The 12,193-nt window shown below is 47.2% G+C and carries 11 protein-coding genes; 3 read left to right on the top strand and 8 right to left on the bottom strand.

Going from position 1 to position 12,193, the window contains the following annotated elements:
- Positions 1-65: 65 nt before the first annotated feature.
- The 4 genes from BMZ56_RS20550 to BMZ56_RS20535 form a co-directional block, all read right to left on the bottom strand.
- Positions 66-743, bottom strand: coding sequence for a DedA family protein (locus BMZ56_RS20550; RefSeq protein ID WP_090630164.1), 678 nt, complete (start codon positions 741-743; stop codon positions 66-68).
- 207 nt (positions 744-950) lie between these two features.
- Positions 951-1,427, bottom strand: a complete 477-nt coding sequence (locus tag BMZ56_RS20545; protein WP_143072981.1) for a lipocalin family protein — start codon at positions 1,425-1,427, stop codon at positions 951-953.
- 121 nt (positions 1,428-1,548) lie between these two features.
- On the bottom strand, positions 1,549-2,883 hold the full coding sequence (locus BMZ56_RS20540; protein WP_090630159.1) for a GH1 family beta-glucosidase: 1,335 nt from the start codon (positions 2,881-2,883) through the stop codon (positions 1,549-1,551).
- Between the two features lie 3 nt (positions 2,884-2,886).
- Complete coding sequence (locus BMZ56_RS20535) at positions 2,887-3,888, bottom strand: glycosyltransferase family protein (protein WP_090630156.1); 1,002 nt, start codon at positions 3,886-3,888, stop codon at positions 2,887-2,889.
- A gap of 296 nt (positions 3,889-4,184) precedes the next feature.
- On the opposite strand from BMZ56_RS20535, the gene BMZ56_RS20530 reads away from it, so the two are divergent.
- Positions 4,185-5,132, top strand: coding sequence for a zinc dependent phospholipase C family protein (locus BMZ56_RS20530; protein WP_177195236.1), 948 nt, complete (start codon positions 4,185-4,187; stop codon positions 5,130-5,132).
- Here BMZ56_RS20530 and BMZ56_RS20525 read toward each other — a convergent pair.
- Positions 5,129-6,628 (bottom strand): aminotransferase-like domain-containing protein, encoded by a 1,500-nt coding sequence (locus BMZ56_RS20525; protein WP_090630459.1) that lies wholly within the window; start codon positions 6,626-6,628, stop codon positions 5,129-5,131. The two genes, BMZ56_RS20530 and BMZ56_RS20525, sit on opposite strands and share 4 nt — an antisense overlap.
- A gap of 64 nt (positions 6,629-6,692) precedes the next feature.
- Here BMZ56_RS20525 and BMZ56_RS20520 point away from each other — a divergent pair, with 64 nt between their 5' ends.
- Positions 6,693-8,609 carry a TonB-dependent receptor plug domain-containing protein gene (locus BMZ56_RS20520; RefSeq protein WP_090630154.1) on the top strand — a complete coding sequence of 639 codons (1,917 nt, stop codon included), beginning with the start codon at positions 6,693-6,695 and terminating at the stop codon, positions 8,607-8,609.
- Between the two features lie 88 nt (positions 8,610-8,697).
- Here the strand turns inward: BMZ56_RS20520 and BMZ56_RS20515 are convergent, their stop codons facing one another.
- Positions 8,698-9,420, bottom strand: a complete 723-nt coding sequence (locus BMZ56_RS20515) for an MIP family channel protein (RefSeq protein ID WP_090630151.1) — start codon at positions 9,418-9,420, stop codon at positions 8,698-8,700.
- A 261-nt stretch (positions 9,421-9,681) separates the two neighbouring features.
- Here BMZ56_RS20515 and BMZ56_RS20510 point away from each other — a divergent pair, with 261 nt between their 5' ends.
- The gene (locus BMZ56_RS20510) at positions 9,682-10,518 is read left to right on the top strand and encodes a sulfite exporter TauE/SafE family protein (RefSeq protein ID WP_090630147.1); all 837 of its coding nucleotides are present in this window, start codon (positions 9,682-9,684) and stop codon (positions 10,516-10,518) included.
- A gap of 191 nt (positions 10,519-10,709) precedes the next feature.
- On the opposite strand, the gene BMZ56_RS20505 is transcribed toward BMZ56_RS20510, so the two are convergent.
- Positions 10,710-11,507, bottom strand: coding sequence for an anti-sigma factor (locus tag BMZ56_RS20505; protein WP_090630145.1), 798 nt, complete (start codon positions 11,505-11,507; stop codon positions 10,710-10,712).
- 2 nt (positions 11,508-11,509) lie between these two features.
- Positions 11,510-12,055: an RNA polymerase sigma factor gene (locus tag BMZ56_RS20500; protein WP_090630143.1), complete on the bottom strand. Its 546-nt coding sequence runs from the start codon at positions 12,053-12,055 to the stop codon at positions 11,510-11,512.
- Between the last annotated feature and the right edge of the window lie 138 nt (positions 12,056-12,193).

The raw sequence follows: 12,193 nt of genomic DNA, 5'->3' as shown, positions 1-12,193 counted from the left end.
TCCTTCCATATATCGCCGGTATATATCCCTTATATAGCCGGTTTAAGAGACGGAGGAAATCAATATCAATACTCCTCTTCCAGCACCTCTTCGTTTACCGGCGTTAGCTTTTTCTTTCTCCCGGTAAGCATCTTAACCAGCACCGGTGCGGTTGCAGCGATAACAATTCCCATAATCACATATTCCAGGTTGCGCTGCACCCAATCATTTTCACCAAGCAGGTAACCCAGTGTGACCAGACTACCTACCCAAAGAATACCGCCCACCACGTTATAAAATGCAAACTTCTTGAAATCCATTTCTACGATACCGGCTACGATAGGGGCAAATGTGCGCACTACGGGGAGAAAACGCGCAAGGATAATGGCTACCCCGCCCCTTTTTTCGTAAAACTCCTGTGCACGGAAAATGTATTCTTTTTTGAAGAGCCAGTTATCCTTCATCTTCAGTAGCCGATGTCCGAAATATTTACCGCACCAATATCCGAGAAAATTACCCGCTATACCTGCCACCGAAATCAGCGCAATCCAATACAGCAATGTCAACACCGAATCTACCGGCCCGAGTGTCAAATTGGCAATAATGATACCGGCGATAAACAAGATAGGGTCTCCCGGAAGGAAAAACCCAATGAGGATACCTGTTTCCGCAAAAACAATAAACAACAATAAATAAAGTCCGCCATGTGCAACAATCCAATCTGGATTGGTTAGGTTATTCAAAAAATCAAGAAACTCAGCCACAAACTATCTAAATAAACGCAAAGAAATGAACGAATGCTGAAAAGATCCTGTATAAAATCATGCCATGTTGTAGAAGTTAGCCTAATTTTCAGTGTCGGCGAACGGAAATGTCATTGAAGTGACAAAAGCTCAAAACAAGATCGGCAGCAAACTTTTACGTCTTGCTGCCGGTAAGCGTGTAATTTGGCTGATGGATTTTCTTTACGACTAATTGACTTTCTTTAAGTGGATTTCCGTCTCGTATCGTTCAGCTTGAGAGCTAACTTCATCTCCTTCTAGGAAGTCCTCCCCTTCGATAACCCACTCCATATCCGTGGCAGTCAACTTTTTTATTTGAATGATCGTAGATGCGCCTTCGGGATCCTTAACCGATAGCGTTTTACCTCCGTTTGACAAGGAATAGGTTGTTTCGATCGTACCGTCTATATCGTCCCCTGTAATACGAACGCTACTTTTATCAATAAATTGGATCTTTATATCCAACGTAAAATGATCATCGGGATTTTCCGTATCAATTTCATACGTTACTTGATCACCGATGTATCCGCGCTCAACGGCTCTCACCGCTTCCCAAGTACCTATCAACAGATTGTCATCGTCTACCGCAGGTCTTTCCTTCTTTGAACACGAACCAAGGAATATCAACAGCGCTCCAAAAACAACAAAAGTTATAAGATGTTTCATCGCTTTTGTTTTTAGATTAATTGAATTTGATTTTTCTCCTAAAGCAAAGAAACACAAATTTCAAATTTAATCAAATACCTATTAGTAGGTATTTTTCTGAGCTATCTAGATCAGGAAAAAGTTAGTCGGAGAGAAACCTGCCATACCATTTTCCAGAGTCTTTCACAATCCGCTGTTGAGTATCAAAATCCACATGTACCAAGCCGAACCTTGCATGATATCCTTCGGCCCATTCGAAGTTGTCGGTGAGCGTCCACACGAAATAACCTTGGACATTGAATCCGTCCCGTTTAGCCTGAAGCACCTGTGCAAGATGATCCTTTAGGTATTGCGTTCGGTCGTGGTCTTTCACTTGACCGCCCGTCACGGTATCGGCAAACGCCGCCCCGTTTTCGGTGACGATCAGCTTAGGCATATTCGGGTATGAATTAAACTTCTTAATCATCTCGTAAATCGCTGCGGGATATACTTCCCATCCCATTGCCGTGATGTTGGATACATTACGTCTTGCCGGCGGAACCAATCGCGCGCGCAGGTATGGTACGAAGATCGAGTTCGCCACTACTTCACGCGTGTAATTTTGGATTCCAATAAAATCAAAATCAAATGGTAACGCCTTTTCATCGCCTGCCTGCATGTATTTCTCGATACCGGCCAACGCCTTCAAGTCGCTAACAGGATATCCGAGCCCTAAGATCGGTTCAATAAACAACCGATTGATCAACGCATCGGCCCGAACGGCGGCTTTCTCATCACGATAGCGATTACTTGCTGGGTGAATGCTCGAACAGGAAAAAGTGGTGCCAACCCTTGCATCAATCACTTCCGATCGCATCAATCGACCGATCCGGCCCATAGCCATTGCCGCGTGATGGGCCGCCGGAAAGAAATTGCGCAAACCGGTCAATCCGGGCGCGTGTACTCCAAAGAAGTAGCCAGCCCCGGTAAACACGGTGGGCTCATTAAGCACCATCCAATGTTTCACGCGATCGCCAAGATTTCGAATGACATACGCTGTATAATCTTCCATCCAAGAAAGTATATCACGATTGGCCCATCCCCCTTTTTCTTGAAGTGATTGCGGCAAATCCCAATGGTAGAGCGTAATCCACGGAGTAATTCCCTGCTCCAAGCAACGGTCTACCACCCGGCTGTAAAAATCCAGCCCTTTCGGATTAGGTCGTCCCACTCCCGCTGGAAAAATACGTGGCCATGCGATGGAAAACCGGAAATTAGGAATGTTCAGTGTCCGTATCAGTGCAATATCCTCCTGATAACCCTGGTAGAAGTTACAAGCCGTTCGTGCGTGGTGTGCATCCTTAATTTTACCCTTCTGAGTTGTGAATACATCCCAAATGGATTGCCCCTTCCCTTCGGCATCCCAAGCTCCCTCCGTTTGGAAGGCGGCACTGGAAACACCCCATTCGAAATGCGGTCCGAAATCTCCTTTTACCATGTGCTATACCAAAGTTTTCGGCTGGTGTACTTCCAATAAATTATCGACGATTGCTTGCGTACAATCGGGATAATCGACAGCTACAGCATGTTTGCTATTGAGCCAAGTTTCAATCGCCACATCATTTTTTGGCTTCAGACTTTTAATCACAGGTACTCCCAATTCATCCAATGCAGCCGCATTCAGGTGTTGTTCGTATTGGTTTTTCATGGGGACAACCAATAGTTTTTTGCGGAGGAAAAGGGCTTCCGCAGGTGTCTCGAAGCCCGCACCGCACAACACCCCCGCCGAAGACGCCATGCTTTGGATAAATTTTTCGTTGGCGATGGGTTGAACACTTACATTGCGCAAGACAAAAGGCGTTTTGTTATGCTTGGAAAACACCTCCCACTTGATGTCGGGAAAACGCATCAACTGCTTGAGCAGCCGTGCATCGTCATACGCAGGGAGGTAAACCGTGTAGTGGCCCTTGTCGTATACCTCCAATTGCCGTACCTGCTGACGAACAACCGGAGTGAATATTCGATCGCTATACCGTTTGAAATGGAAACCATAATTAATCGTCGCCGGCGCATAATTACGCATAATGAATCTTCCCAGCATGTCCTGTTCTTTGGGTTTGGGTGCTTGGGGATCCATGGCGGCAGCTTGGTGGCTGAGACCGATGCATATCTTTTCTCGGGTATTACATGCCCAAGCAGATATCGGCTCGAAGTCGTTAATAATCAAATCATATTGTTCAATCGGCAATGTATTCACTTCCTGAACCAATCGTCTAACGGTGGAGCTCATAAAGGTCTTCCAAAGATCCACCCCTCCCTTTCTTCCAAAAATGAAACTCAGCCCATGCATCCGGTATTTAACGGCAAACGGTAACGCTAGATCGGCCTGGATTCCGCTCACCAACACATCGACGTCTGCTCGCTTCTGCAGGCAGGGAACAACATCCATTGCCCGACTGAGATGACCATTTCCGGTACCCTGTACTGCGTAAAGTATCTTCATAGTTGAAAGTTGAAACTTAATAAATTGAAACTCAATAATTGCCGACTTTCAATTTTCAATTATTAACTTTCAATTGTCAGTGTCTAAATGCCGATGCCAAAAAACGCAAAAAAATACGGCTTTTCAAACTAGCGAACCAATGAATCAGTCTCTTCATTATACCGAATGTTAATTTCAGTCCAATAACGTTAATTAAAGTTATCTCATCGTTAAAAACGAATAAACAATTTGTGATCTTTCCATTTTTACGCTAACTTTAACTCATGAACCGAATCTAACTATGAACCGAATCTACTATGAACCGTATTTACCTATTACCAATCGCCGTTTTTGCCGTCGTGTTGCTTTGCTCGTGGGGATTCCATGCGCATAAGCTCATCAATCGGATGGCCGTATTTACATTGCCTACAAACATGGCTGGTTTCTACAAGATCCATGTCGATTACATGACCGAACATGCGATTGACCCGGACAAACGCTGCTACATAGACACCGCCGAATCACCCCGACACTTTATCGATGCCGATGAATACGGTCCGCATCCCTTCGACACAATTCCCGTACACTGGACCGCTGCTGTGGAAAAATTCACCGAGCGGCGATTGCTCTTATCGGGTATCCTTCCCTGGCAGATAAACAGAAGTTATTATGCACTGGTAAAAGCTTTCAGTGAACGAAACCTCGGTCGAATCCTGCGTCATTCGTCCGATATTGGGCATTATCTTGCCGATGCGCATGTACCGCTGCATACAACCAGCAATTACAACGGACAAAAAACTAACCAGATAGGCATCCATGCGTTTTGGGAAAGCCGTCTGCCGGAACTGTTCGCCGACCAATATGACTTCCTGGTGGGAAGTGCGCATTATGTGGAGTCGCCGGTGAACGAAGCGTGGCGTATCGTACGGGAAAGCCATGCGTTGGTAGATTCCGTATTGGATATCGAAGCGAAGTTGAACAATGCATTTTCGCCCGACCGAAAATTCGGTTACATCGAACGGAACCACATCCTGATCCGCACCTATTCGGATGCATATGCCAGGGCATACCACGGAGCGTTAGCAGGGATGGTCGAACGGCGAATGCGGGGTGCGATATACTCAATAGGTAGTTTCTGGTATTCGGCATGGGTGGATGCCGGACAACCGGATATCCGCCATCTGCTCGCAGATCCGCCCACTTCAGACTCCATCCCGAATCCTGTCAGTGGACAAAAAGTTATCGGCCGAGAAGAATGGCATTAGCGCACGCTTCGCTCGCAGTGTCGTAATGCGCTTGCCAGGATGCCTACCATCTCAGTGAGTTCATCGGGAGTAAGGCTTCCGAAACCCAAGCGAATACCCGCTAGTTTTTTCGACTGATACAGCAAATATTGAGGCAAATCCAGTTCACGCTTCGCACAATCCCGGGCTATCTGCATGAGATTCAGGTCGGAAGGCCACGTCGTCCAGAACGCTAGCCCACCGTTGGGCACCACAAAGTCTATGTAGTTACCCAACTGCTCCACAAGCAGACAAGCCAAATGGTCGCGACGCTCTTTATATTGTTTGGTGGCCTTTTTTAAGTAGCGGTGAATTTCTCCATCTGCAATCAGCTCGCCCAGTGCCAATTCGGTTAGTACATCACCGTATCGGTCGATAATACCGAGCAATTTTCCCATTTCATCGATCAGCGTTTTGGGGGCAACAACAAATCCGGAGCGAAAACCGGGAGCCAACGAGCGTCCGAAAGTCCCCACGTAAACCACATTACCCTGGGCGTCTGCACTGACCAGGGGAAGCTGAGGACTGTCATCGTAATGGAAATCGTAATCATAGTCGTCCTCCAAAATAATAAAACCGTATTCGGCCGACAATTCCAGCAATTCGGATCTACGTTGAATGCTCAGCGTCACCGTCGTGGGATAATGATGGTGAGGAGTCAGGTAAAGCATCCGGAAGGGACGGCGTTCACACAATGTGCGGATTGCTGGCACATCCAGCCCTTCTGCATCTACGGGCACCGTTTCGATCACTGCCCCGGCCTTTTGCAGAATCATATTGGTGGCAAAGTAACCCAGTTCGCCCACAACCACCCGGTCCCCCGGTGAAATTAACGTTTCGGCTACCAGATAGATTCCCAGTTCCAGACTGCGTGTTACGAGGATATTGCCTTTGGAAACACGCAATCCCCGGGTCACGTTCAGAAAATTCGCCAGGTTTTCCTTATAATACTCATTACCGTGCAGGTTACCATATCCCAACTTCGATTGATTCCCCCTGCGTTTCATGTTGGTACGCAACAACCGTGTGAGGTAATCCACATGGGACAGCCGGGGATCCGGAAGGCCATCATCCAGATGGAGTCGTGCCGGGGAATGCACAAAGGGACTGTCCAGCACATTCCATTTTTTGAAGAAAAAGCCAGTATCCTGCGGATAACCGGTCAGTAGCTGATTACTCCGACTTTTTGGCTTTTCAGGACGTGGAATGTAACCATTCCGTACGAATGTACCCTGATTGGGATGGATTTCAATGCACCCCTGAGCCTCCAATTCAGCGTAGCTAGCTACAACCGTATTCCGGTGTAACCCTAATAAGTTACCCAATCGCCGTGTACCGGGTAGCTTGTGTCCATCCGGCAGATAACCCCGCTGGATAGCAACGATCAACTGGTGGGCCACCTGTAAATAAACTGGCGTTTCCGATTGGCGGTCCACCTGAACGAAACTTCCATAAGGCACTAAAACCGGACTAGCCATAAAATAAAAACCGGCACATGATGATATGCCGGCAAGATACGATTTTTGCAAAAAAATCAACAAAATGAAGCAATTTCTTCTACAAGTTCACATCACAATCTTTTTCACAACACTTATCAGCATAGCGGCCGCCATCGGTCAACCGACGTTCGAGTCGCGCAGTCATACATCGCAAACAGACACAAACATGATTTCGTTGAACGAAGTCATTATTACCGAAAATCGTCTGCAACTGCCCTTTACCAAGCAAAACCGCAATATCCAGGTGATCGACCGGCAGCAGATCGAAGCATTGCCCGCGCGTTCACTCAACGAGCTGTTGAGTTACGTAGCCGGCGTAGATCTCCGCCAGCGCGGTCCCTTTGGATCGCAGGCAGATATAAGCATCGATGGGGGGAGTTTTGAGCAAACCCTCCTGCTTGTTAACGGCGTGAAGGTGCTAGATGCGCAGACAGCACACAACGGCCTCAACCTTCCGATCCCTACCGACGCCATCGAACGGATCGAAATCATCCGGGGTCCGGCCGCACGAATTTATGGCATCAACAGTCTTACCGGGGCAATCAATATTGTAACCCGGAAACCCGATGTTTCGGGTGTATCCGCTCACGCCTACGCGGGATCAGGGTTCAAGCAAGATACGGCCAACCATGACGCCCTTTTTAATGGTAGGGGCATCCAATTGGGAGGTACCCTTGTCGGGGCACTCGGCAGCCACTCCTTGTATGGCAGCCATGAATCCGGCAATGGTTACCGCTATAATACGGCATTTCGCAACCACAAAGTGTTCTACCAGGGAGAAATCACTTCAGGTGCCGCGAGTGCCTTTTCGTTGATGGGGGGATATGTATCCAGTGATTTTGGTGCCAACGGCTTTTATGCGGCCCCCGGCGACAAGGAGTCAAGAGAAATCGTTCAAACTGCATTGGCCGCTGTAGGTTATCAAGGGCAGGTATCCGAACGTTTCACATTATCCCCGCGTATCAGCTACCGGCATGCATACGACGATTACCGGTACTTTGGGCACGACCTCAGCCGCGCACGGAGCCAGCATCGCAGTCATGCCCTCAATACCGAAATTAACGGCACGCTGCAAACCGCAGCGGGCGATGTGGGCGTTGGACTGGAAATGCGGAATGAAACGATCCGGAGCACAAACATCGGAAATCATAAACGCGATAACTTTGGAATGTACGCTGAGTTCAAAACGGAAAAAATCAAACGTTTTCTGCTTAATGCTGGTGCTTATATCAATTACAACACCGATTACGGCTGGCAGATTTTTCCAGGTATAGACCTGGGTTATCAACTTAATGAACATTGGAAATTGGTGGCCCATACCGGTACTGGGCAGCGTATTCCATCGTTTACCGACCTCTATTTGGATCAGCGACCTGGCAACATCGGCAACGCGGAAGTTATGCCTGAAAAGGCTTGGCATGCCGAAGGGGGAATAAAATATGCAGATCAACGATTGATTGCCCACGCAAATTACTTCTACCGGAATATCGATGATTTTATCGACTGGATACGGGAGAACCCAGATATGCCTTATCAGCCCACAAATTTTTCAGAAAACCGCGTACACGGCGTATCTGCTTCCGCAAACTACCGCTTGTCCGCTCCCGCATCCGTTGTGGCCTGGATGGCCGGTCTTTCCTATACCTGGCTCTCGCCTTCAACAGTGACAAGTGCCGAACAGCCCCTTACCTCCAAATATGCCATCGAAAGCTTGCGACATCAACTGGTCGCCAACCTCACACTGACCACTGGCCGCTTGTCAGCAACAGCGGCGACCCGCTTCAACGAACGCATTAGTTACAAAAGCTATTTTGTAAGCGACATGCGGTTAGCTTACCAATTCAGACCGATAGCTATCTACCTAGACGCTCAAAACATTTTTGATGTCACGTATATCGAAGCGGCGGCCGTACCCATGCCGGGAAGGTGGTTTAGTCTGGGTGTGAAGTATCGTCGTTAGCGGACAAGCTACAGGAAGTAATGTATTTTACAAAAATAAAGGCTACGAAGTACCGAAGATAGCATACTTCGTAGCCGATATTTCATTATTAATGTTCAGTTTTTTTCTCTAGCAACCGCCACACAATGGCAGCCAACGCTGCGCCGACGATCGGGGCCACAATAAACAGCCACAGCTGATCTAGCGCCGCACCTCCCGCCAAAATTGCCGGCCCGAAGCTACGTGCCGGGTTTACAGAAGTTCCCGTAATGGGAATAGCTACTAAATGGATGAGCACGAGTGTAAATCCGATGGCCAGGCCAGCCATGGTGCTATTACCCCATTTTGAGGTTGTGCCGAATATTACGAATAAAAACAGGAAAGTAAGCACAGTTTCCGCAATAAATGCGGACGTCATACCATACTCGCTTTGATACCCTGTTCCCCATCCGTTCGAACCATAAGCCCATTCACCGGCTGTGAACCCTGCCACCTGTCCGTTAAGTATCTGTTGCAATACAAGAGCCCCCAGCAATGCACCGATGAATTGCGCAATGATGTAGGCAATTGCATCGCCTACTGAAATCTTACGATCGATCAGCATTGCAATGGTAATTGCTGGATTAATGTGACAACCGCTGATGCCCCCGATGGCATAAGCAAAGACAACGACAGACAAGCCAAAGGCAAACGCGATACCTAAAAGACCTATGCCAGAGAGACCCGCAATTGTGTCCGCTCCGGCTACTGCAGCGGCTCCGCAGCCGAAAAGTACCAGACCAAAGGTACCAATCAATTCGGCTACGAACTTAGTTGATGTTTTTATTTCCATGATTTACAATATTGGTGTACCCAAAAATAATATTTTTTCTTATAACCAAATACATGACAGTAAAAAACCCCGTTTCACAACGAGGTTTTTCCATTTAACCAAACCTAACAAAATGAATGCTGCTTTTTGTTACGACAAAAGTAAATGGGGGTTATTATGTCTGGATTAAGCACTGATTAACATATCATCAAATGTGCCTCTAAAAGTTCAGCCATTTCAGGATAAAACAAGGAAAAAATATACCTTTGATTTCAAAGCGCCATGGATCCTTACATTATCACCCCGCTACTGATCGTGCTGATCGGCTTTACGGTCAGTTCATTCGGAAACCTTATCGGATTTGGCGGCGGGATCTTTATGGTTCCCATACTGGTTACGATTTTCCATTATCCACTTGCCATCGCGGTTGGCAGCGTCATGTTTTCCCTTATTTTTTCGTCACTGATGGCTACCTACCGACTTCGAAGGAAAGGCCATGTCGATTTCAAAATGGGAATACTCCTCGAAGTTCCTACCATGGGTGGCGTTATACTTGGGAGTCTCCTGCTCTCTTATATATCGACCGCCGGACTGGAGATCCTATTTTCTATTTTGGTATTCATACTGGGTCTATCGTTCTGGCTGAAAAAGGCAAAAACAGGTAATGCCTCCGCTAAACCTGATCTTTTCTCCCGGATGAATCAATGGAAACCCGGACTTGTCATTCACCATAAGGAGATGAATTTGACGTATCGAGCCAGTGTAGGATTGATTCTATTCTTCGGTCTTTCCGCTGGCACACTAGCGGGACTTTTTGGGATCGGCGGAGGTTTTCTGAAAACACCTATTATGCTAAGAGTTTTTAAGATGCCTGTCAAAGTAGCCACAGCAACCGCCCTATTTATGATTTTGATTACGAGTATTACAGGATCTCTGAGTCATTACATTCAGGGCCACATCTTGCTTTCCCATGCCTGGCCGGTAATGATCGGCTTTGCGGGGGGTGCCATCGCTGGCAACCGGCTAACCCCTACCATCGGTGATGAAGTGTTGGAAAAGCTGATTGGGTTGGGGTTGATTCTAGCGGCCTTGGTGATGTTTGCAAATTTTTATCAATAAAGCATTACCGGTTTAGGCAATCCGTGCTTGCACGCGGGAAACGAGGGATGGTTAGGCCGTAATAGGAACTCGACCCTTTCGCGGATGTCTTTATCATCCGCTACAACTGCTACACTTTTTTCATAGTAAAATCTCATTATATATTATATACGAAATAAGTGCAGCTTTGGATTTAAATTTATCAAAAAAGATCACAGTTTGCCAGCCACCACCATCTGGTCCAATGTAGGCTGGTCACTACCTCCCGTCGGTTCTACGGTGATGGCGAACATTTCGGCATTTTCAATGGACACCATTTGCAGGAGAGCCTGGTCCCCAACGGGCGGATCATAGATTCCGGCATTGACAGGCTGCCCGCCAACTATACCCCAAAGTTGGTATTGCTTGTTTTGGGGCAATGCCGGCAAATCTATCGGTTTAAGGTAAACCGCATGGGAAGCCGCATTCCAATAGACCAACGCACGGCTGTTGTCATACCCGGCAACCCCATTGAGCACCACCGTCGTGAATGCAGGGTCTCCGATTACCTTCAGTTCCTGGCGGGTCTCTTGGATTTGTGCCATGAAGATTTCATTTTGCGCAATCAGGTCTGCTTTTTCCTGCTTCAACTGGCTTATCTGCCTTCGGAAGTCAGCCGTCCTGATCAGATGAAAGCCAACGGTGGCAAGAAAAAGCACCGATGCGGCAATGGCAACGGCACGCATGAATACATTCTTTGAAGGCCGTGAGGAGGTTTGGTTTTCATCTTCGGGATGGATTTGACCGTCATCGGCCAGTGCTTGCAAAATTTTTCCCTTTACAGAAGCGGGCGGTGTTTTACTATGCAACACGCCATAACTTACCAATGCTTCTTCCGCTTCCCGCAGGGCTTGCCTTATCTCCGGATACTGTTCGGACATGCGGGTAAGCTCAGCATCTTCCGCAGGCGAAGTGAGACCAAGTACATGGTTTTCAATGATTCCTGACGATATGTAATCCTGTATGTCCAATGTTAAACAAACAAATGCTTTAATTTCATTAATGCCGCCCTTGCACGTGTCTTGACGGTTCCCAGGGGCATGTCCAATTCCTCAGCAATCTCCTCTTGCGTATACCCCTGAAAATAAGCCATATCGATAATTTTCTTTTGTTCCACGGTAAGCTTATCAAGTACGGCATTTAAGCCAACATGGTCGATTTTGATAGCGTCCGTATAACCCGGAGCACCCAGCGGCGTCGATTCCGTCAACGACTCGGTCTTACTGCTTTTTCTGGATTGCGCAGACCGGATGTAGTCGATGGCCAGATTCCTGGCAACATTTAACATCCAGGTGAATAGCCGGCCTTTGTCGGCATTGTACTGCTCAATATTCCTCCATATCCTTATAAACGCTTCTTGCATTACATCAGCTGCTTCATCCTCATCGCCGACCACTTTACAGATCACTCCGTAGATGGCAGCGGAATAGTTGTCATACAGGTAGTTATATGCCCGCTGGTTCTTGAGCTTCAGCAGCTCGATCAATTGAGCTTCCGTGTATGATGGCTTCGCGTGCAAATTGCTTTGGATCGTAATTGTGGTAATGATAGTAATTTTTTCTTGTTCCTGAAAATAATTCCAAGCTGATTTGTAAACTCCGAATTCAACTCATTCAAGCTCGTTAGCGGGCATTATATACGCAAAGCTTGCTGTTAT

The sequence above is a fragment of the Parapedobacter indicus genome (genome assembly GCF_900113765.1).
Classification (GTDB): Bacteria; Bacteroidota; Bacteroidia; order Sphingobacteriales; family Sphingobacteriaceae; genus Parapedobacter; species Parapedobacter indicus.
The sequence above is the reverse complement of the archived record's forward strand: the minus strand, read 5'-3'. Positions and strand labels throughout refer to the sequence as shown.

Excerpts from the sequence above, each read along its gene's own strand:
- BMZ56_RS20545 (WP_143072981.1), bottom strand. The coding sequence starts at position 1,427 with ATGAAACATCTTATAACTTTTGTTGTTTTTGGAGCGCTGTTGATATTC.
- BMZ56_RS20540 (WP_090630159.1), bottom strand. The coding sequence starts at position 2,883 with ATGGTAAAAGGAGATTTCGGACCGCATTTCGAATGGGGTGTTTCCAGT.
- BMZ56_RS20535 (WP_090630156.1), bottom strand. The coding sequence starts at position 3,888 with ATGAAGATACTTTACGCAGTACAGGGTACCGGAAATGGTCATCTCAGT.
- BMZ56_RS20530 (WP_177195236.1), top strand. The coding sequence starts at position 4,185 with ATGAACCGTATTTACCTATTACCAATCGCCGTTTTTGCCGTCGTGTTG.
- BMZ56_RS20525 (WP_090630459.1), bottom strand. The coding sequence starts at position 6,628 with ATGGCTAGTCCGGTTTTAGTGCCTTATGGAAGTTTCGTTCAGGTGGAC.
- BMZ56_RS20520 (WP_090630154.1), top strand. The coding sequence starts at position 6,693 with ATGAAGCAATTTCTTCTACAAGTTCACATCACAATCTTTTTCACAACA.
- BMZ56_RS20515 (WP_090630151.1), bottom strand. The coding sequence starts at position 9,420 with ATGGAAATAAAAACATCAACTAAGTTCGTAGCCGAATTGATTGGTACC.
- BMZ56_RS20510 (WP_090630147.1), top strand. The coding sequence starts at position 9,682 with ATGGATCCTTACATTATCACCCCGCTACTGATCGTGCTGATCGGCTTT.